This window comes from Pedobacter yulinensis (genome assembly GCF_003029735.1).
Classification (GTDB): Bacteria; Bacteroidota; Bacteroidia; order Sphingobacteriales; family Sphingobacteriaceae; genus Pedobacter; species Pedobacter yulinensis.
The window spans coordinates 224,514-246,056 of record NZ_KZ686270.1; the positions used below are offsets into that span (position 1 = coordinate 224,514).

The 21,543-nt window shown below is 51.4% G+C and carries 17 protein-coding genes; 9 read left to right on the forward strand and 8 right to left on the reverse strand.

What is annotated here, in order from left to right; translation table 11 throughout:
• Nucleotides 1-36: 36 nt before the first annotated feature.
• Entirely contained in the window at nucleotides 37-945 is a 909-nt protein-coding gene (fmt, locus tag C7T94_RS15500) for a methionyl-tRNA formyltransferase (RefSeq protein ID WP_107216320.1), read from the forward strand.
• On the opposite strand, the gene C7T94_RS15505 is transcribed toward fmt, so the two are convergent.
• Entirely contained in the window at nucleotides 940-1,782 is an 843-nt protein-coding gene (locus tag C7T94_RS15505; protein ID WP_107216321.1) for an aminotransferase class IV, read from the reverse strand. The two genes, fmt and C7T94_RS15505, sit on opposite strands and share 6 nt — an antisense overlap.
• Nucleotides 1,783-1,786: 4 nt before the next feature.
• Complete coding sequence (locus tag C7T94_RS15510; RefSeq protein WP_107216322.1) at nucleotides 1,787-2,818, reverse strand: RluA family pseudouridine synthase; 1,032 nt, start codon at nucleotides 2,816-2,818, stop codon at nucleotides 1,787-1,789.
• 299 nt (nucleotides 2,819-3,117) lie between these two features.
• On the opposite strand from C7T94_RS15510, the gene C7T94_RS15515 reads away from it, so the two are divergent.
• On the forward strand, nucleotides 3,118-3,987 hold the full coding sequence (locus tag C7T94_RS15515; protein WP_107216323.1) for a 1-aminocyclopropane-1-carboxylate deaminase/D-cysteine desulfhydrase: 870 nt from the start codon (nucleotides 3,118-3,120) through the stop codon (nucleotides 3,985-3,987).
• A 234-nt stretch (nucleotides 3,988-4,221) separates the two neighbouring features.
• Entirely contained in the window at nucleotides 4,222-5,553 is a 1,332-nt protein-coding gene (lat, locus tag C7T94_RS15520) for an L-lysine 6-transaminase (RefSeq protein ID WP_107216324.1), read from the forward strand.
• A gap of 2 nt (nucleotides 5,554-5,555) precedes the next feature.
• Here the strand turns inward: lat and C7T94_RS15525 are convergent, their stop codons facing one another.
• The 4 genes from C7T94_RS15525 to C7T94_RS15540 are packed head-to-tail and all read right to left on the reverse strand — an operon-like array spanning nucleotide 5,556 to nucleotide 8,836.
• Entirely contained in the window at nucleotides 5,556-6,917 is a 1,362-nt protein-coding gene (locus C7T94_RS15525) for an acyl-CoA dehydrogenase family protein (RefSeq protein WP_107216325.1), read from the reverse strand.
• A 60-nt stretch (nucleotides 6,918-6,977) separates the two neighbouring features.
• Nucleotides 6,978-7,694, reverse strand: coding sequence for a bacillithiol biosynthesis deacetylase BshB1 (gene bshB1 / locus C7T94_RS15530; RefSeq protein ID WP_107216326.1), 717 nt, complete (start codon nucleotides 7,692-7,694; stop codon nucleotides 6,978-6,980).
• The gene (locus C7T94_RS15535; RefSeq protein WP_107216327.1) at nucleotides 7,691-8,203 is read right to left on the reverse strand and encodes a glutathione peroxidase; all 513 of its coding nucleotides are present in this window, start codon (nucleotides 8,201-8,203) and stop codon (nucleotides 7,691-7,693) included. The genes bshB1 and C7T94_RS15535 overlap by 4 nt, the downstream gene beginning before the upstream one ends.
• A 3-nt stretch (nucleotides 8,204-8,206) precedes the next feature.
• Nucleotides 8,207-8,836 (reverse strand): DUF4294 domain-containing protein, encoded by a 630-nt coding sequence (locus C7T94_RS15540; RefSeq protein ID WP_107216328.1) that lies wholly within the window; start codon nucleotides 8,834-8,836, stop codon nucleotides 8,207-8,209.
• A gap of 109 nt (nucleotides 8,837-8,945) precedes the next feature.
• Between C7T94_RS15540 and C7T94_RS15545 the strand changes: the two genes are divergently transcribed.
• From C7T94_RS15545 to C7T94_RS15570, 6 genes are all read left to right on the forward strand, one after another.
• Nucleotides 8,946-11,153 carry a RelA/SpoT family protein gene (locus C7T94_RS15545; protein WP_107216329.1) on the forward strand — a complete coding sequence of 736 codons (2,208 nt, stop codon included), beginning with the start codon at nucleotides 8,946-8,948 and terminating at the stop codon, nucleotides 11,151-11,153.
• Nucleotides 11,154-11,250: 97 nt separating this feature from the next.
• Entirely contained in the window at nucleotides 11,251-11,739 is a 489-nt protein-coding gene (locus C7T94_RS15550) for a Fur family transcriptional regulator (protein WP_107216330.1), read from the forward strand.
• Nucleotides 11,740-11,774: 35 nt separating this feature from the next.
• Nucleotides 11,775-13,052 (forward strand): adenylosuccinate synthase, encoded by a 1,278-nt coding sequence (locus C7T94_RS15555; protein ID WP_107216331.1) that lies wholly within the window; start codon nucleotides 11,775-11,777, stop codon nucleotides 13,050-13,052.
• 91 nt (nucleotides 13,053-13,143) lie between these two features.
• A complete protein-coding gene (locus tag C7T94_RS15560; RefSeq protein ID WP_107216332.1) occupies nucleotides 13,144-14,406 on the forward strand; it encodes an anthranilate synthase component I family protein in 1,263 nt (420 codons plus the stop codon).
• Nucleotides 14,407-14,596: 190 nt separating this feature from the next.
• Nucleotides 14,597-17,821 carry a SusC/RagA family TonB-linked outer membrane protein gene (locus C7T94_RS15565; RefSeq protein ID WP_107216333.1) on the forward strand — a complete coding sequence of 1,075 codons (3,225 nt, stop codon included), beginning with the start codon at nucleotides 14,597-14,599 and terminating at the stop codon, nucleotides 17,819-17,821.
• A gap of 15 nt (nucleotides 17,822-17,836) precedes the next feature.
• Entirely contained in the window at nucleotides 17,837-19,549 is a 1,713-nt protein-coding gene (locus C7T94_RS15570) for a RagB/SusD family nutrient uptake outer membrane protein (protein WP_107216334.1), read from the forward strand.
• Nucleotides 19,550-19,625: 76 nt separating this feature from the next.
• On the opposite strand, the gene rsmG is transcribed toward C7T94_RS15570, so the two are convergent.
• Together rsmG and C7T94_RS15580 are read right to left on the reverse strand one after the other, a co-directional pair.
• Nucleotides 19,626-20,258, reverse strand: a complete 633-nt coding sequence (gene rsmG, locus C7T94_RS15575) for a 16S rRNA (guanine(527)-N(7))-methyltransferase RsmG (RefSeq protein WP_107216335.1) — start codon at nucleotides 20,256-20,258, stop codon at nucleotides 19,626-19,628.
• Nucleotides 20,249-21,367 (reverse strand): glycosyltransferase, encoded by a 1,119-nt coding sequence (locus tag C7T94_RS15580; protein ID WP_239495039.1) that lies wholly within the window; start codon nucleotides 21,365-21,367, stop codon nucleotides 20,249-20,251. The genes rsmG and C7T94_RS15580 overlap by 10 nt, the downstream gene beginning before the upstream one ends.
• Between the last annotated feature and the right edge of the window lie 176 nt (nucleotides 21,368-21,543).

Consider the following 21,543-nt stretch of genomic DNA (forward strand, 5'->3'; position numbering starts at 1 on the left):
TTTTTAGTTATTTTGCAGGAGATTAACACAAGGTGTATGAGAATAGTTTTTATGGGCACGCCCGATTTTGCAGTGGCTTCATTGAATGCCCTTTTAGAGGCAGGATTTGAAGTTGTTGCCGTTGTTACCGCTGCCGATAAGCCGGCTGGCCGCGGGCAAAAACTGCAGGAGAGTGCCGTTAAACGCTTTGCAGTGCAGAAGGGTTTGCCCGTACTGCAGCCTGAAAAACTGCGTGACGAGGCGTTCCTGAACGATCTCGCTGCTTTTAAAGCCAACCTGCAGGTGGTGGTTGCGTTCCGTATGCTGCCCGAAGTCGTATGGAACATGCCTGAAAAGGGGACGATCAACCTTCATGCATCGCTTTTACCCCAATACCGCGGCGCGGCACCAATTAATCATGCCATTATAAATGGCGAAACCGAAACCGGCGTTAGCACGTTCCTGCTGCAGCATGAAATTGATACCGGCGCGATCTTGTTTTCCGAGCGCGTGCCGATCGGCCCGGATGAAACCGCCGGCCAGCTCCATGACAAACTGATGGAAACCGGGGCAGAACTGCTGGTGCGAACTGTCGGCGCCATTGCAACAGGCGAAGCCGCCGGGCAGCCGCAGCCGCAAACCGCTGAGCTTAAACATGCACCGAAAATTTTCAAGGAATTCTGCAAAGTGAATTGGGCACAGCCTGCAGAAACGGTGTACAATCACATCAGGGGTCTCAGCCCCTACCCCGCAGCCTTTACCGAACTGAACGGCAAAACGCTTAAAATATTCGGTGCAACAGTACAGAAGACGGAGCCTGCGGTACAGCCGGGTGCATTTTTAACAGATGGAAAAGAATACCTCAAATTTGCGGCGCGGGATGGTTTTATCAGCATCACTGACTTGCAATATGAAGGAAAAAAGAGAATGCCGGTAGCCGAGTTCCTGCGCGGCATGCGCCTATAACAGCGGCTCGTTCAATTTTTGCGAAAGGAACCTTGACATTTCGTTGAAGTAACGCTTGCGACCATACCCCATTACCCAGGAAATCCCTGATGCCGCATTGGTAACAAATACCTCTTCTGCTTCATTTAATATTTCGGGGTTGATCTGTGCCTCGACGAGCGGAATATCATGCACCTTTGCCAGCCGCATAACCTCCCGGCGCATGACTCCGGCAATACACCCCTCGCTGAGCGCCGGCGTATACAATTGTTTGTTGTACACCACGAAGACATTGGCACTCAGGCTCTCGCATAAAAATCCATCCTGGTTCAGGATAAAAGCATCGTCGAGCTGGTGTGTTTTCCGGTAAATGCCGGCCATAACGTACAGCAGTGCGTTGGCAGTTTTAAAGTTCGCGAGCGGGCCGGCCGGCTTGGTCAACTCATCATACACGTCGACAATAAGGCCCTTGCGGTTAAATTCATACTGGGCATGGGGTACAGCCCAGCTCTGCAGGAGGTAACCGCAGCGGTTGGTGGCCGGCGTATAAAGGCCATCCCCGTCGCGAAACACCGAAAGCCTGAGCCGGGCATTGGTGTGCCGGTTTTTTTTTGTCAGTTCAGCTGCTTTCTGCTTCAGAAAATAGCCGTCGAGCAGGGTACCTCCTTCCATTTTCAGCGCTTTCATGCCGGCCTGCAGCCTGTCGGCATGCTCATCGGGAAAGGCAAGGACTCCCTTCATCATGCGCATTGTCTCGAACAAGCCATCGCCGTATCTGAAAGCTCGGTTTTCGGCATTTAAGACTGCTGCACCTGCCGGGTGGAATTCGTCCTGAAAAAGAATGTACTCTCTGACCATGTAGTTATTGCTGCTGGTTGCTGTAGTTTGTCCATTTCTCCAGCACCGATGTGAAATCTGCAGGCAAAGGTACTTCGAAATGCATGTATTTTCGCGTATCAGGATGAATAAAACCTAGGCTTTGGGCGTGCAGCGCCTGCCGGGGCATCAGTTCAAAACAATTCTGCACAAATTGCTTGTACCTGGTAAACGTTGTACCCTTCAATATCTTATCACCACCGTAGGTAGAATCGTTAAATAGCGGATGGCCGATGTGCTTCATGTGCGCCCGGATCTGGTGTGTGCGCCCGGTCTCAAGTTCGCAACTGATCAGCGTCAGGTAACCCAGCCGCTCCAGCACCTTGTAATGGGTACGCGACCACTTCCCTTTATCAGCATCCTGGTAAACGTCCATAATTTTGCGGTCTTTCAGGCTGCGCCCGATGTATCCCTCCACCAGGCCGTCGGCGGCTATATCGCCCCAGACCAGCGCCAGGTACCGGCGCGTAATTGAATGGTCAAAAAACTGCTTGGCCAGGAAAGTAATGGCCTTGTCGTTTTTGCTGATCAGCAACAGTCCGGAGGTATCTTTGTCTATGCGGTGTACCAGGCCCGGGCGGCCATCATTGCCCGGCAATTGCGGCAATTGGGAAAAGTGGTAAACGAGCGCATTGACCAGGGTGCCGCTGTAATTATTGAAGCCTGGATGCACCACCATGCCTGCCGGTTTGTTGACCAGCAGCAGCGATTCATCTTCGTAAACGATATCAAGCGGAATGTTTTCAGGATACACCTCGGTGTCACGTGGCGGATGCGGCAAAACGATCGACACCTCATCAAGCGGTTTGACCTTGTAATTGGACTTGGCAGGTTTTCCGTTCACCAGCACACTGCCCGCCTCGACCGCATTCTGAATGCGGTTACGAGAGGCGTTCTCAATACGCTGTACTAAAAATTTGTCAAGCCGCAGCATCGACTGCCCTTTATCTGCTACAACTTTGAAATGTTCGTACAGATCCTGTTCGTCCAAATCGCCTGCAAAAACCTCGTTTTCCATTCGGCAAAATTAATCTTTCCATTTTACATTTCAATCTGCAGGAAATTGGCTTGCTCTTTGTAGAACCGGATATGCTTTAAATTGGATACCATGAAAACTTTTACTGATAACGTTAAAATCATCCTCAACTTTTTTCCGTATCTTATCAGAAAGATCTACTTCCGCCCGTAACTGCCGTTCCGCATATGGATAAAAAGCTACACATCACCATCTGCTACATTTGAAACACCTGTTCCGGTTTCGGCTGGGAAGCGGTACCCCGTTGTGTACTTTCCAATTGCAATTGTTAACTTTCCGGCATGCTTTTACCAAGTCCGGTGCATCAGATTATATTGCCCTCGGGTGCAGGGATATCGGTTAAACGTGATGACCTGATCGATCCATATGTTTCGGGCAATAAGTGGCGTAAATTAAAATACCACCTCAACATCGCCGGTGCGCAGGGAAAAACGCACCTTGTTACCTTTGGGGGTGCCTGGTCCAACCACCTGCTGGCTACTGCCGCCGCTGCCGCCAGATACGGTTTTTCGGCAACCGGTTACGTGCGGGGCGAACTTGCAGGCAATGAATTGCTTTTTCTTTGTTCTCTTTTCGGCATGCGGCTCGTGCCAACCGAACGGAGCTCCTACCGGGACAAACATCAGATTTTCGAACACTTTCATGGCAGCGAAGAAGTGGCCTATTTCATTGATGAAGGCGGATCAGGTGAGCCGGCTGTTCAGGGCTGCACTGAGATCATTGCTGAACTTAACGACAGGTATGACCACATTGTTGTGGCCGCAGGCACAGGCACAACAGCTGCCGGCCTGCTAACAGGCATTGTCGGTGCCGGCCTGCATACCCGGCTGCATGTGATACCTGTTTTGAAACCGGGAGGATTCCTGGCTGCGGATATCGGCGCCTGGTGCAGCGATACGTCGCAGTTGTCTTTGCATACCGATTACCATTTCGGCGGTTACGCCAAAACCACGCCTGAATTACTTCGTTTCATTGCTGGGCTGGCGCGCAACACCGGCATGCTGACCGATCCGGTTTATACCGGAAAGATGTTTTTTGCCCTGAACGACCTGATTGTAGACGGTGTAATCGACCAGGCCTCGAGCATCCTGGCCATTCACACCGGTGGCCTGACCGGCCTGCTGGGCAAACGCCAGGCCTTTAGCAGCTAGTGTCCATCAGCAGCTCTGCAGCCAGGGTCCGGGCTCAGCGCTGGAGCGCCGCACTTGAACCAGAAATTATTTCCAATTATTTTTCCGGGGTCGAAAACATATTTTAAATCGTTTAAACCCGGAATTGACCATAAAACAACGACCCAAAAATCTGGTCGTGCCGGTCTGAAAACCCGATCCATTTGCAATTACGGCCCATTCTGCTAATTTTGGAAAAGACCAGCAAAACAGATTATGTACCAGCTTTCAGTTGCCCCATCAGCGGTTTCGGCCACACTCAGCCGCCATATTCTAGCCGACGGTTTCGACCTGACGTACGACATGGAGAGAAGTCAGGGTGCCTACCTTTTCGATTCCAAACACGACCGGCGGCTACTCGACTTCTTCACCTGTTTTGCCTCTGTCCCCCTGGGATACAACCACCCAAAAATGACAGGCGATGAGGAATTCAAAAAGAATTTGCTGCTTGCTGCGATGGCAAACCCATCCAATTCTGATGTGTATACGCAGCAGTACGCGGAGTTCGTTAAAACATTTAGCCGGGTCGGGATACCTGATTATCTGCCTCATGCTTTCTTTATTGCAGGTGGCGCGCTCGCCATTGAGAACGCGCTAAAAGTAGCCATGGACTGGAAAGTCCAGAAGAATTTTGCCCGTGGTTACAAGGAAGAAAAGGGATTCAAGGTCATTCATTTCGAAAAGGCCTTTCACGGTCGCAGCGGGTATACGCTCAGCCTGACCAATACCATTCCCGAAAAAACGAAATGGTTTGCTAAATTCGACTGGCCGCGCGTAAGTACGCCGCAGCTGCATTTTCCTTTAAACGAGGAGAACCTGGCGCTTGCCGAAAGAACCGAAGCTCAGTCGCTTGAGCAGGTTAAACAAGCTTTTGCCGCGCACAAGGATGACATTTGCGCCATTATTATAGAGCCCATTCAATCTGAAGGGGGCGACAACCACCTGCGCGAGGAGTTTCTGATCGCGCTGAAACAACTGGCCGATGAAAACGAAGCCATGTTGATTTACGACGAGGTGCAGACCGGCGTGGGCCTGACCGGCAAATTCTGGTGCCACCAGCATTTCAGCGAAGCAGCCCAGCCCGATATCCTGGCTTTCGGTAAAAAAATGCAGGTTTGCGGTATCCTGGCTGGCAAAAAAGTAGATGAGATCGAAGGCAATGTGTTCAGGGTCGCTTCCCGCATCAACTCTACCTGGGGCGGAAACCTCACCGACATGGTCAGGTCTACACAGGTTCTGAATATTATTGAAGAAGACGGCCTGTGTGAAAATGCGGCGCGGGTTGGCGGCTATCTGTTTGAGAACCTGGAACGCCTCTCTGAACAATTCGGAAAAATGTCGAACGTGCGTGGTCGCGGGCTGCTCTGTTCATTTGATTTTCCGGAAAAAGCCATGCGGGATGCGTTCATTGCAGCGGGTCTCGCCCGTAACGTCATGTTCCTTGGCTGCGGTGAAAGGACCATTCGTTTCCGTCCGGCACTTTGCATTGAGCAGGGCCACATCGATGAAGGCCTGGAAGTGATGGAAAAGATCCTGCCGGTGATTTGAGATCAGACAAATGCAGAAAACCCGGTAATCGCCCTGCCAACAATCAGCGAGTTGATTTCTCTTGTGCCCTCATAAGAATAGATCGCTTCGGCGTCGGCTACAAATCTGGCCACATTATATTCCAGCAGGATACCGTTTCCACCCATAACCTCCCGGGCGCGACTCACCACATCCCGGGTGCGAAGCGAGCAGAAAACTTTGGCTAAAGAGGCGTGCTCGTCGAGCAGCAGGCCCTGCTCCTGCAGTTGCGACAGTCTGAAGCACAGGGTTTGCATGGCGGTCAGGTTCGATAACATCTCGACCAGGTGGTTCTGTATCATCTGGAACGAGGCGATGGGTTTGCCAAACTGTTTCCGCGTACGCGTATAATGAAGCGCGTTTTCATATGCACCCCGCGCGCAGCCGACGGCCTGCCAGGCAACGCCTGCCCGGGTCATGCGCAGCACCTTCGCTGTATCTTTGAATGAGTTGGCGTGCTGCAGGCGGTCTTTTTCACTGACCCTGCAGTCTTTCATGGTGATCAGGCCATTCTGTACAATACGCAGGGCCATCTTGTTCTGCATTTTCTCGACCGCAAAACCAGGCGCTCCCTTTTCAACAAGAAACCCCTTAACCTGGCCGTCGTCAAGGTCGCGAGCCCAAATCACGGTTACATCGGCAAAAGTTGCATTGCCGATCCATTTCTTTTCTCCGTTCAGGGTCCAGGTATCGCCTTCACGCCTGGCCGTGGCGGTGAGTCCGCCGGCGGCGCCCGAGCCCACTTCGGGCTCGGTGAGGCCAAACGCCCCGATCACCTTGAACTGTTGCATGAGCGGCAGCCATTTTTCTTTTTGTTCTTCAGAACCGCAAAGGTAGATTGACCCCATGGCCAGGCCACTCTGCACACCGAAAAAGGTCGATATGGACGTATCAACACGGGCCATTTCCATGGCAAGGATCCCTTCCATCAGGTTCGATTTCCCCGGACATCCGTAGCCCTGATAGGTTAACCCACAGATATTCAGTTCAGCAAGCCTGGGAATGATCTCGTGTGGAAATTCGGCCTTGTTCCAGTATTGGTTAACGATTGGCTGTACTTCTGCCTCAAGAAAGGCCCTTACCTTAAGCTGCAGGGCGCGATCCTCTTCGCTGAGCGCTTCCTCGCCAAGCCGGTAGAAATCGCCGTCAATTGGCGGCAGCTCCTTCTGGCGGCCTTCGCTGCCGATCATTTTCATGAGGCCATTGAGCTGTTTCTCATCGAGTTGAGAAAACGCATCCATGACTTTCGGCAGATCTACTTTTCTTGAAAGCGCCTCCAGCTTGGTCAGGTCGATATGCTTTAAAAGCGAATATGCTTTCCTGATGGTTGAAAAGATGTTTCCCATGCCAGGACAAACAAGCGGCAGCGTTTTTTGTTCGTCGTACCCCGATGGCGGCTGCGATGCCTATTTCAGATCGAACAGGCTGCTTACACCAAGCAGTTTCCTCGAAGTAAACCCTTCGCCGAAGGTGGCCCCGATGTCTTTGCCAAATTCCCTGGCCCTGCCCAGGATCGAATCCATAAACTCGGGCGAGGAAATATAAGTTTGCGGTTCGTCCAGCTGCGGATTAAAGAACTGTGTGCCGAAACAACGGATGGATTCCAGTTTCGTGTCCATTTCGTCTGAAATGTCGACGATGATGTCTGGGCGAATGTACCTGTCCTGGATGTACTGCAAAACAAGGCGGGGTCGCCATTCTGCCTGCTGCACGCCCTGGTCGGCGGTTTCAATGCGGCGCAGCCCTGACAGGAAAATGGCGTCGTTGGCCAGGTCGCCGGCACGCCCGTGGTCAGGATGGCGGTCATGCAGGGCATTCGTAAGCACAATGTCGGGCTGGTATTTCCTGATCATCCTGATGATATCCAGGCGGTGCTGTTCATCATTCTGGAAAAATCCGTCGCGGAAGCCCAGGTTTTCCCGCACGCTGAGGCCAAGCACCTGCGCTGAGGCCGCGGCTTCGCGGTCGCGGATCTCGGCAGAGCCACGGGTACCGAGCTCGCCGCGGGTCAGGTCAATGATACCGGCTTTCTTGCCTTGTTTGATATGTTTGACGATGGTGCCGGAACAACAAAGTTCGGCATCGTCAGGATGTGCTGCAAGCACAAGTAAATCGAGTTTCATAGCGTATGCTCGTCTGCCAGAAGTTTCTGGACACGTTTTTTTATTTTTGATGAGCCCGGCTTGGTGAAAGGGAAAAAATAATCTGACACCTCACCGCGGCGGTTGATCAGGTATTTATGAAAGTTCCAGCGGGGTGTTGAGGTCAGTACACCGTTCAGTTTTTTGTTAGACAGAAACTGGTAAAGCGGATGGGCATGCTCGCCGCGTACCATGATCTTATCAAAAACCGGGAACCTTACGCCATAATTGATCTCGCAAAAAGACTGGATATCGACGCCATCAAGCGGCTCCTGCCGGCCAAAATCGTTGGTAGGAAAACCAAGAATTTCAAAATCCTGGCCTTCAAACTGCTCCCGGAGTTCCTGCAATTCTTTTAGCTGCGGCGTAAAACCGCACTGCGAAGCCGTATTAACGATGAGCAGCACCTTGTTCCTGTAGAGCGACAACGGTATTTCTGTCCCGTCCATCCGTTTTACCTTGAACGGGTAGATCGTCTCTTTTTTATCCATAGGTTAGTAGTTATAATAACCGGACGAAATGATGATCGATTCAATTTCCCGGTCCTCGCGCGGATCGTATTTCGACTTCAGGTTGTGCCCCACCACACGTGCAACAGACTGGTAAACAAATGCGCTGAACCCGCCTTTGGTCTGTTTCACGATATCGAAAGTGGTGCGTCCCACCTCGCGGTCGATCAGCTTGGTCAGGATCTGCCCCTGCGTGATCGTCAGTTCCTTAATTTCGCGGTTAAACATGTCTTTAATTTCCTTGTCACAGGCTTTGACAAGTTTACGCTGTTCCCGCCGGTCTTTTGTCTTCGCCAGATCATATTCGAGCTGCCCGTACCGGCGTTTGGCATACAGGGCGTAGGGCATGACCTTCAGCACATTGTAGCGCAGGCGGTTAAAGGCAAGCCGGTGCGCTTCTGACGCGAAAGTTCGCTGCCCGTAAATACGTACTTCAGACAAAGCGATCCATGGAATCATCTCGCCGTCGTATTGTGTAAGCGCAACGCGGATTGTATCATTCTTCCCGGTGATGGGTCTTGGCAAAGAAGCAGGGTCAACCTGGGCCTTTGCAGAGAAGGCCGCCGCAGCCCAAATCATGACACAAAGCGGAAGAAAAAACCTCAGAAATTTCATAAATTTATACGCTTACAAAGTTACGGCTTATTTTATATATTGGGCTTGAAGTCAGTCTAATATAAACTTAAACACAGACAGAAAGTAATTTATTACGTAAATAATACAAATGAAGAACGAGCTTGTTATTGATCTTGAGGCAGAAAAGAAAGAGATATTGAAGCGGTACAGGGCCTTGCTCAGGGCATGCAAGCCAACCTTACAAAAGGGCGATAAGAAAGAAATCCGAAAGGCTTTCGACATGGCGCTGGAGAGCCACAAAGACATGCGCCGCAAGTCTGGCGAACCCTACATATACCACCCGATCGCCGTTGCGCAGATTGCAGCCGAAGAAATTGGCCTGGGCACAACCTCGATTGTCTGCTCGCTGCTGCACGATGTGGTAGAGGATACCGACATTACGCTGGAAGATATTGAATTCTCTTTCGGTAAAAAAACAGCCAAGATCATTGACGGCCTGACCAAAATTTCAGGTGTATTTGATTACAACAGTTCCCTGCAGGCCGAGAATTTCAGGAAAATGCTGCTTACCCTGGCAGATGATGTGCGGGTGATCCTGATTAAACTTGCCGACCGGCTGCATAACATGCGTACCATGGATTTTATGCCCCGGCAAAAACAGCTGAAAATTGCTTCAGAAACCATTTACCTTTACGCACCCCTGGCGCACCGCCTCGGTCTGTACGCCATCAAATCAGAGCTTGAAGACCTTTCAATGAAGTACCTCGAGCCCGACACCTATAAATTTATTGCCAGGAAACTGAATGAGAAAAAGGCGGAACGGACACTTTTTATAAAAAAGTTCGTCGAGCCGATCACCGAGATTCTGAAAGATCAGGGCCTTCAGGCAAATATATACGGGCGCCCCAAGTCGATCCACTCGATCTGGAACAAGATGAAGAAAAAGAATATTCCTTTTGAAGAGGTCTACGATCTTTTCGCCATCCGGATCATTCTTGACAGCGCGCCTGATCATGAAAAGTCAGATTGCTGGAAAGCCTATTCGATCGTTACCGATCTGTACAGGCCAAACCCCGATCGCCTGCGCGACTGGGTCTCATCGCCCAAGGGCAATGGTTATGAGTCGCTGCACACTACAGTCATGGGCCCCAAAGGTCAGTGGGTTGAAATTCAGATCCGCACCCAGCGCATGAATGAAATAGCTGAGAAAGGCTTCGCTGCACACTGGAAGTACAAGGAATCTACCAACGACAACGGACTGGACCAATGGATCCAGAAAGTACGGGAGATGCTGAGCAATCCTGAAGCGAATGCGCTCGACTTTATCGACGATTTCAAGATGAACCTCTTTTCAGATGAGATCTTCATCTTTACGCCGAAAGGCGCGCTGATCCAGCTGCCCATGGGTGCCACGGCGCTCGATTTCGCTTTTGAGATCCACACCGACGTGGGTGCAAAATGTATTGGTGCCAAAGTGAACCATAAACTCGTGCCGCTATCTTACAAACTGCAGAACGGCGACCAGGTCGAGGTCATCACATCAGGCAAACAGATGCCTAAAGAAGACTGGCTCAATATTGTGGTCACGGCAAAAGCCAAATCCAAGATCAAGTCTTCACTTAAGGAAGAAAAACGGCGCATTGCAGAAACGGGCAAGGAAATGCTCGAGCGCAAGCTGAAATCCCTGAAGATCACATACAATACCGACAACCTCAACAAGCTGACCTATTTCTTCAAACTCCCCTCTACCCAGGAGCTCTTTATTCGCGTTGCCCAGGGGCAGATCGAGATGAAGGACATGAAAGACTACCTGGCCAGCGAAAAAGAGATTGAAAACCGCGGACCGGAGCGCTCTGAAAACCAGCAGATCGAGGCGCTGCTAAGCAAGGTGAAAGGCCCCGAGAATGACATTCTGCTCATCGGCGAGGACATGCAGAAGATTGACTATACACTGGCTGCCTGCTGCAACCCCATACCCGGCGATGATGTTTTTGGCTTCGTGACTGTGAACGAAGGCATTAAGATTCACCGGACAAACTGCCCCAACGCCGCACAACTCATGGCCAATTATGGCTACCGGGTTGTAAAAGCCAAATGGAACAAACAAAAAGAACTGACGTTCCTGACCGGCCTGCACATTGTGGGCATTGACGACGTGGGTCTGATTAACAACATTACCAAGGTGATATCGAATGATTTCAAAGTGAACATGCGCTCGATCACGGTCGACACGAACGACGGCATTTTCGATGGTTCGATCATGATCTATGTGAACGATACGGAACACCTTGAAAAGCTGATCTCAGACCTGATGCGGGTAAAAGGCGTTACCGGCGTTACCCGCTTCGATGCCTGAGTTACAGGCCGGAGGAACCGGCACAGCAATGTAAAAATGGCGGCCTGCATTCCTCATATTCACAAAAAAACAATACCTTTGGACGGAGTTTAAAGCTATGTCAGAACACAATACCAATGAGCTGGTTCGCAAAATCTTTGAGGCCTACCTTGAGAATAAAAACCTGAGGAAAACCCCCGAGCGCTTTGCCATTCTCGAAGAAATTTATTCCAGGAATGATCACTTCGACGTAGAGACCCTGTACATTCACATGAAGAATCAGAAATACAGGGTTAGCCGTGCTACGGTTTACAATACGCTGGAACTGCTCGTTTCCTGCGACCTGGTTACCAAACACCAGTTCGGGAAAAACATGGCTCAGTTCGAAAAGTCTTATGGCTACCGCCAGCACGACCACGTCATCTGCATTGAATGCGGTAAAGTGGTCGAGTTCTGCGATCCCCGGATCCACCAGATCCAGAGCATGGTCGGCGAACTGCTCAAATTCGACATTAAACACCATTCGCTAAACCTGTATGGCTTTTGCCTGGACTGCAGCGTTAAGCAGAAAATGAAAGAAAACGCACTCGCCGAAAGCCACAATTAGAGATCTGAAACTAACTAACAAGCTAAATTTTAATAATGACAAAAGTAGATGTACTTCTCGGCCTGCAATGGGGCGATGAAGGCAAAGGGAAAATTGTTGACGTGCTCAGTCCGAAGTATGACCTGATAGCCCGGTTCCAGGGCGGTCCGAATGCCGGCCATACGCTGGAATTTGACGGAAAAAAATTCGTGCTGAACACTATTCCTTCCGGAATTTTCAACGCAGAAACGATGAACCTGATCGGCAACGGCGTGGTCATCGATCCCATCATTTTAAAACGCGAGCTTGATAACCTGAAGGCTGCAGGCCATGACCCCGTGGGGGCCGGCAAACTGGTCCTTGCCCGCAAGGCCCACCTGATCTTACCCACGCACCAGCTGCTGGATGCTGCCAATGAGCAGAAAATGGGGAACAACAAGATTGGCTCGACCCTCAAAGGTATCGGACCAACGTATATGGATAAAACTGGCCGCAATGGCCTTCGCGTAGGCGACACCACCCTGCCCGATTTTAAGGAGCGCTACAACCGCCTGGTTGAAAAACATAAAGAACTGCTTTCTCACTACGACTTTGCTTACCAGCTGGAAGAGAAAGAAGCGGCTTTCTTCGAGGCAATAGAATTTATCCGCAGCATTCCGCATGTTGACAGCGAACACTTTGTAAACCAATACCTGAAAGACGGTAAATCGGTGCTCGCAGAAGGTGCACAGGGAACCCTGCTCGACGTTGACTTCGGTTCTTACCCGTTTGTCACTTCCTCGAATACAACCACTTCAGGAGCCTGCACCGGCCTGGGTATTGCGCCGAACAAGATCGGCGATGTGGTTGGCATTTTCAAAGCCTACTGTACCCGTGTTGGCGGCGGCCCTTTCCCGACCGAACTTGAAGACGAAACCGGCGAAACGTTACGCAGCGTTGGCCACGAGTTCGGCGCCACCACCGGTCGCGCACGCCGCACCGGCTGGATCGACCTGCCAGCGTTAAAATATGCCATTATGCTGAACGGCGTAACTGAACTGGTTATGACCAAAGCAGACGTGCTGAATGAATTTGACGAGATTTACGTGTGTACCCATTACGAATACAATGGCGAGACCATCGATTACATGCCTTACGACATCATCACGATCAAACCGACACCCGTGCTGAAACCGTTGGAAGGCTGGAAATCAGACATTACAAAAATTACAAAGGTTGAAGAGATCCCTGCGCGGTTAAGTGATTACATTGCTTACCTGGAGAAAGAACTCGAAACGCCGATCAAGTATCTTTCAGTCGGCCCTGACCGTACCCAGACGCTTGTGTTGCGGTAGTGACCAATTACGCCATATCAGGCAGCCCTTCTTGACAAGGGGCTGCTTTTTTTATGCAATTTCATGTAGTTTTGCCTGCGTTTAAAAGAAGATGAACAGTAAGGAATTCAAAGAAAAGGCATTGGCCTGGGCAGACGGTTTCCCGGTATGCTGCATACTGGATTCGAACAGTTACGGTTCAGACCGGTTTTCGCGTTATGAATTCCTGGTTGCAGCAGGGGCTTCGGCAGCACTCAGCGTACCCTCGGGAAATGCGTTTCAGGCCCTGCAGGAATTTCGCGATGCGCGGCCCGGCTGGCTTTTTGGTTTTTTCAGTTATGATCTGAAGAATGAAACCGAAGACCTGACCTCTTCACACCCCGACCCCCTCGGGTTTCCAGACCTGTACTTCTTTTCGCCGCAGTACCTGGTTGGCTGGCGTAACGGTCAGCCCGAAGTTCTTGCAGGTCCTGCCGGCCTGATCGATACCATTCGGAACGCCCCGGCACCGCTTCCCAATACCGCTGCAGTAACCATGAGCAGCCGGCTTTCCCGTGCAGCCTACCTGGATAGAGTGGACCAGCTCCGGTCAAGCATCATGGCGGGCGATATCTACGAACTGAACTTTTGCCAGGAATTCTTTTCGTCCGAAGCGGAGATCAATCCTCCTTCGGTATTTCAGGCGCTTAACACACATTCGCCGACACCATTTGCTGCATATTTCAAGCTTGGAAGCCGCTATGCACTTTGTGCCAGCCCGGAACGTTTTCTTTGTAAACGCGGCAACCGCCTGGTCTCGCAGCCGATTAAAGGAACCGCCGCACGCCATGCCGAAGCAAGCCAGGACCTGGCAGCCGCAGAACGTTTGCGCCATGATAGCAAGGAACAGGCTGAGAACGTCATGATTGTAGACCTGGTCAGAAACGACCTGACAAAGAGTGCCCGCCGGGGCAGCGTACAGGTTGAAGAATTGTTTGGCATCTACCCATTCAGACAGGTGTACCAGATGATCTCGACAGTAAGCTGCGAGATAGACCCCGCTCTGCACCCTGTAGCAGCCATTCGCCATACTTTCCCGATGGGGTCGATGACCGGTGCACCCAAAATTCGCGCCATGCAGCTGATCGAGGAACAGGAAGTAAGCCGCCGCGGCCTTTATTCGGGAGCAATCGGCTATTTTGATCCCCAAGGCGATTTCGACTTTAACGTTGTGATCCGCAGCATCCTGTATAACGCCGAAAGTAAATACCTTTCGTTCCAGGTAGGAAGTGCCATCACTTTCGCAGCCAATGCGGGCAGTGAATATGAAGAATGCCTCTTAAAAGCATCGGCCATGGCGGCCATACTCAACTCGCCGCTTCCGGCAAGAGGTTAAGAAATAAATTCTCTGCTTTATTTCTTTTTTTTAAAGGCATATAAGTATCTTGTAGTATCTAACCTATTTCTTATGTTGCTATTTACGCTTGCTATGCCTGCTCTGCAGAGGCAGGGACTCAGCCCACCCGGGCAAATAACCCCCTAACTGCAAAAATCAACTATCCATTTATAACCAATTGTAAACCTCCATGAAAAAACCTTACCTATGGGTGCGGCTTGTCCTGCCCTTTCTGCTGTGCTTTTTCTGCACAATCCAGGTTTTTGCCCAGACCACTGTCAAAGGAACTGTTCTCGACGAAGCGGGCGAACCCATTCCCGGTGCGACCATTATGGAAAAAGGCACCACGAACACCGTCACCACAGATGCTTCCGGAAAGTACCAGATCAAACTGACCCAGCAGAATGCCACGCTCGTCGTTTCTTTTGTCGGCTACCAGAAGCTTGAATCGGCTGTAAACGGCCGGGCTACTGTAGATGTGATGCTTAAACCATCTACCCAGGACCTGAGCGAAGTCGTTGTTACGGGTTATACCACTCAGCGCAAAAAAGACCTGACAGGCTCTGTGGCCATCGTAGATGTGGCCCAGCTGAAATCGCAGCCGGCAGCCAGCGCCGTCGAGGCCATGCAGGGCAAAGCGCCCGGGGTTCAGATCATCAATGACGGAGCACCAGGCTCTACCCCGCAGATCCGCATTCGCGGCAACAGTACCATTAACAACAATGATCCGCTCTATGTCGTGGATGGCATGCCTTATGAAGGCAAATTGTCCTGGCTGAACCAGAACGACATTGAAAGCATGCAGGTGCTGAAAGACGCCTCGGCAGCTTCCATTTACGGAGCCAGGGCCAACAATGGCGTTGTCATCATCACCACCAAGATCGGCACCGAAGGCCCGCCGAAAATCAATTTGGATGTCTATTACGGCACGCAGGCGCCGCGCAAGGATGCATTTCCTGAGATGATGAACCCCATGCAATATGCTGAGTACCTTTTTGCCAGCTACCGCAATGCAGGTAAAACACCTGCCACCGGAACGAATTACGGTAGCGGCGCTACACCTACCCTGCCGGTATACCTCGTAGCAGGCGGCAAGACCGGACAGGAAATTACGCCGGCAGATGCCGACCCTTCAAAGTACCTCTATTCGCGCGACCCAAAAACCTTTTACCAGATTACCCGTGCCAACCAATCGGGAACAAACTGGTTCGACGAAATTACAGAAAATGCCCCCATCCAGAACTACCAGCTCAGCACAACCGGAGGCGGCGAAAATTCAAGCTATGCGTTTACAGGCGGCTACCTGAACCAGCGCGGTACCGTCAAGTATACCGGCTTTGAGCGCTACAACATCCGGTCAAACACCCGGCTGTCTGCTTTTAACAAGCGCTTGCGTTTTGGTGAAAACGCACAATACAGTTATTCAGAAGGCTATGGCTTTGGGGTTAACCCGAACACCTCAGGAGGTTACCAGGCTGAAGGCAGCGCCATAGGCTGGGCCTACCGCATACCGACCATTATTCCCGTTTATGACGTAATGGGCAATTTTGCAGGAAGCCGCGGCAGCCAGCTCGGCAATGCAGAGAATCCCCTGGCAACCCTTTTCCGTGCCAAAGACAATAAAAACCGCAGCAACTTTTTCTTCGGAAATGTGTTCGGCGAAGTTGATGTAATCAAAGGCCTGACCGCTAAAACCAGTTTCGGCCTTCGGTATGAAAACTACAACGGCATCAGCATGCGTTACCCGAATTTGGAATTCTCAGAGGGCAACAACTCCAACAACCTGAACGAATACCAGGGCTATACGACAGACTGGACCTGGACCAACACGCTGACCTACAACCTGAACCTGGAGCGGCACAGGCTTACGCTTCTTGCCGGTACAGAGGCCATTAAATCGAGAAACCGCCAATTAAACGGTGGCAGAAATGACTTTTTCATTCTTGGTAACATGGATTATTATTACCTGAACGTAGGTGCGTCCAACATCAGCAATTCAAGTACCGGATCGGTCGGCGCCTTGTTTTCGCTCTTCGCCAAAGCAGATTATTCGTTCAACGACCGGTACCTGCTGAGTGCAACCATCAGGCGTGACGGTTCCTCGAATTTTGGCAGCAACTACCAATATGGTTACTTTCCTGCAGCCAGTGCTGCATGGCGTTTGTCTGAAGAAGATTTTCTGAAAGAATCAAAATGGGTCAATGACCTGAAACTCCGTGTGGGTTATGGTGAAACCGGCAACCAGCGTATTCCCGGCTTCCAGTACCTGGACCGCTTCCAGTCATCGATCATCACCACAGCCTACCCCATTAACGGCGGCAATGGCTTGCTGACCGGTGTGGCTCAGACCGCCTATGAAAACCCCAACGTAAGGTGGGAAGCGCTAAAATCGCTCAATATCGGCCTTGACTTTACACTGTTCGGATCTGCGATCGACGGCTCCCTGGACTGGTACAACCGGAAAACAACAGACATGCTGTATCCCGTTCCGTTGCCATCAACGGCTGTCGGTATGGGCGCTTCGCCATTCACCAATATCGGCGACATGACAAACGAAGGTTTTGAGCTCTCGCTGTTTTACCACTATGGCAAAAACAAAAAAAGTGATTTTACTTTTGATGCAGGCATCAACCTGTCCCGCAACGTCAACACGCTGACCAAACTGGCACCTTCAGTAGCCCAGCAGCCGTACAACAACTTGCGAAGCCTCACCACCAGCCGGCTCAAGGCCGGTGAGCCCTTTGCCGCGTTTTACGGATATGCTGTAGATGGCATTTATACTGCAGAAGACCTGAGTAATCCCAACGTGGCAAAATATACCGGTGCCCGTGTCGGAGGCCTTAAGTTCAGGGATATGAACGGCAGCAACAGCATCACGCCAGATGACCGGACCACGATCGGCAATCCTTATCCAGACTTTATCTATTCCCTCAGCCTGAATGCCGGCTGGAAGAACTGGGATATTGCCATGTTCTTTAACGGCTCACAGGGCAACGACCTGTACGAGGCGACCCGGTATTTCACAGACTTCCCGACTTTTGACGGTGCCCGCAGCACGCGTTTGCTCGATGCATGGAGCCCGGCAAACCCGGGCAGCATGACACCTTCCCCATATAACGGCGTTTCAGATTTTGAGTATGCCTCTTCGAGCTACTACATTCAGGACGGCAGTTTCTTTCGCATGAAAAACCTGCAGATCGGCTACAAGATTCCGCCCGCAGTGTTTGGAAAAACAAGGGGAATCTCAAGCATGCGCATTTATGCCAGCGCCACCAACCTCTTTACACTGACCAAGTATACAGGTTTGGATCCTGAGGTGAGCCAACTGTCATCGACCTTCACGGCGCCAGGTGTAGACCTTGGTATTTACCCTACGCCAAGGCAGTTCCTGCTGGGTATTAATGTTGGATTTTAATGTAAAATAGATCACATGAAAAAGCTACAATATATATGTTTATCACTGGCCTGCCTCTTGCTGTTTTCGTGCAGCAGTGATTTCCTAGAGAAAAATCCGCAGGCAGAGCTTACGCCCGAACAGCTAACCACACAAGACGGTGTAGAGGGCTTGCTGATCGGCGCCTACGGCCTGCTGAATGGCAACCTGAACGGCACTTTCGGTAATTATGGCGCCGCGCCCAGCCAATGGCTATTTGGCGAAGTCACCTCAGATAACGCCCACAAAGGAAGTAACAACGGTGACCAGCCCAATATGAACCTGCTTGAGCAGCATTCGCCGACCAGCACCAACGATAACCTGCTTAACCTGTGGGAGCGCTGCTTTGAAGGCATTAAACGCTGCAACAACACGCTCCGCATCCTGAATGCGTTGCAGGCCGGGCCCGGTAAATTTACCGAGGCACGGGCCAAAGAGATCCAGGCAGAGGCCCGGGTGCTGCGGGGGCATTTCTACTTCTTCCTGACCAGGGTGTTCAAAAACGTACCCTACATTACAGAAACCACAACTGAGTCCTCTGTACCTAACAACAAAGACATCTATCCGAACATTGTAGCCGATTTCCAGTACGGTGTAGACAACCTGACCAACGCCAAGCCGCTGGGCCAGGTGGGGCGTGTAGACAAACTTGCTGCCCAGGCCTACCTGGGAAAAGTGCTCCTGTACCAGAAAAAATATGCTGAGGCCCTGCCCCTGTTCAATGCAGTGATCGCAGCACGGCCCGATATCGTTACACTGCCTTACACAGATAACTTCGACATCACGAAGGAGAACGGTCCGGAGTCTATCTTTGCCGTTCAGCATGCAGTTGGAACGGATGGCACAGGCGGCGACAACGGCAACGTCGGCGACATTCTGAATTTTCCTTACGGCAACGGTTTACCCATTACCTGCTGCGGTTTCTACCAGCCCACCATTGACCTGGTCAACTCTTACCGCGTCGATGCAACCGGCCTTCCGCTCAGCGTAACGGCCTACCGCACCAATCCGTACAAGTCTGATTTTGGCCTGTCTTCAACACAAAAGGCAAGTTATGCAGTTGACCAGACACTCGCAGTAGACCCTCGCCTGGATTACACCGTTGGCCGGCGTGGCGTTCCTTTCCGCGATTGGGGCAACATGGCGGGCGATACCTGGATCCGTGACCCCTCGAACGGCGGACCATTCGTAGCCTATAAAAACGTGATCGAGGCCTCTCAGATATCGAGCGGTACCGGACCCGGAAACACCAATGTTACAGGACTGAATGTCAACATTATCCGCCTGGCAGATGTATACCTGATGGCAGCAGAATGCCAGATAGAAACCGGCGATCTGCCCGGGGCCTTGATCCGGGTAAATAAAGTGCGCCAGCGTGCGGCCAACCTGGCCCCGAAAACCATAGGTGGCACACCGGCCGCAGTTTACCGCGTTGGGCAGTACACCAGTTTTACAAGCCCTGACGCTGCGCGCGATGCCGTTCGGCGCGAACGCCGGCTGGAACTGGCTATGGAAGGCCACCGGTTTTACGACCTGGTTCGCTGGGGCATAGCGAAACAGGTACTGGAAAGTTATTTCACATTCGAAGGTGGTTTCTTCAACTACCTGCAAGGCATAACGTTCGAACCGAGGGATGAATACTTCCCGCTTCCCCAGGATCAGATTGACCGGAGCCAAGGCGTTCTGGTACAAAATGATGGTTATAAATAAGTTGAAAAAACCGGGTCGAAAGGCCCGGTTTTTTTATTTGACCGCAGACCTGGCACATGCCGGGCGTTAGCGGGCGCTACTGCGGAATGTAAACGACGTATTTCGTTTCGAAAAAAGGTTCCTCAAAAAAATCAGCCAGGGGAAAAAGCTGCGCAGGCAGTCCCGATTCCGCGATCTCATCTGACAAATCACCGCCTTTCAGGTACAGGATTCCATTCTGCAGGGCATTCAGGTGGTCCTGTTTTACTTTCCCTTTGACCCACGGGTAAAATTCTGAGAGGCGCGTTACCGCCCTGGAAACGATAAAATTGTATTTCTCACGCAGCTGCTCGGCCCGCAGGTGGTCTGCGTGTACGTTATTCAGGCCCAATGCGCTGCTGACCTCAGTAACGACCTTGATTTTCTTTCCGATCGAGTCGACCAGGTGAAACTGGGTTTCAGGGAACAGGATGGCCAGCGGAATTCCGGGGAACCCGCCACCGGTGCCTACATCGAGCACCTGCTCGCCGGGTTTAAAACGACAAACCTTCGCAATGCCGAGCGAGTGCAGCACATGCCGCTCGTAAAGCAGATCAATGTCTTTGCGCGAAACCACATTGATTTGCGCATTCCAGGAACTGTAAAGTTCAAAAAGCCTTTCAAATTGTTCGAGCTGAATGCCGGAAACTTCCGGGAAATACTTCTGAATAATGGCGGGTGTTACTTCCATTGAACTTTTTTTATAAAAATAGCAATAAGACCGTTAAAGGTCAGAAAAAGAAAAAGCATTGGGTCGAGCAGCGGAAACCACCACCGCAGGCCGCCGCAGTTTAACCGTGACAGTAAACGCGGGTAAATGGCGCAGCGCACGATCAGGCTTACCGCCAGCACGCCCAGAGCCGCATAGCGGGTAGCAGGTAAACAAATGGCCGCCACAAGGAAAACATAAAAAAGCAGCTGCGAAATGATCTGTGTACTGAGTATGAACTGGTGCTTCTTTTTATAGAACCTGCCCGCGCCAACGTGTCTTTTTTTCTGCCGCAGGTAAGACAGCCAGGTTGTTTTGGGTTCGCTCCAGACATGGGCTGCTGCCTCAATGCGGATTTTAGTGTTGTGTTTTGTGGCGTTGGCATTTACGAAGAGATCATCATCGCCCGAAGGGATGTGCATGTGCGCCGCAAACCCCTTGCTTTTGAAAAACAGCGATTTCTGATAAGCCATGTTGCGGCCTACAGCCATATAGGGCATGCCCTTAAGCGCAAAAGACAGGTAATTCACCGCGGTAAAAAACGTCTCGAACCTAATGAGGGCGTTCAGCAGGCCGCTCTTCTTCAGATACGGGGAGTAACCGAGCAGGATCTCCGTTTGCGGATTAACCGGGGGCTGCATGTGTCTGAGCCACTGATCGCTTGCAGGCAGGCAGTCTGCGTCTGTGAAAACGAGCCATTCGTGTCTGGCCGCTTTGATGCCCATGGTAACGGCAAACTTTTTGCCTGCCCTGAATTTGTCATTTTCCCCGATTGTTACAATTCGCAGGCGGGGTTCAGAAGCGGCGAATTGTTCCAGAAGATCGCCCGTACCGTCCCAGGAACGGTCGTTAACCACAATCACTTCGTAGTCTGGATAATCCTGCGTCAGGATAGCGGGCAGAAACTTTTCCAGGTTTGGCGCTTCGTTCCTTGCGCAGATCACCACGCTCAGGGGCTTTGTTGCAACAGGTGTGGCCACAGGCGCTTGCCGCAGCAACCGGAGGTGGACGAAAAGCGTGTAATACAGCTGCAGAACCAGGCAAAACGCCAGGCAGCCCAGTAAAGTCAGGTCGAAGGTGGTGAAGTTCACGGATTTACAAAACGACAAATCTGCGCTTTTTCAATGGCAAAACCCGCTCATGTTGAAAATTCATCCCGGCAATCGGGCATTCCGTGCAGCACCGGCTGTTTTTCCAAGCGGTCAGCACCGACCGGGCGTTCGCCCGCCAGCGGTTTTTTTTGTAATTTGCGCTGTTTTTTGAAAAC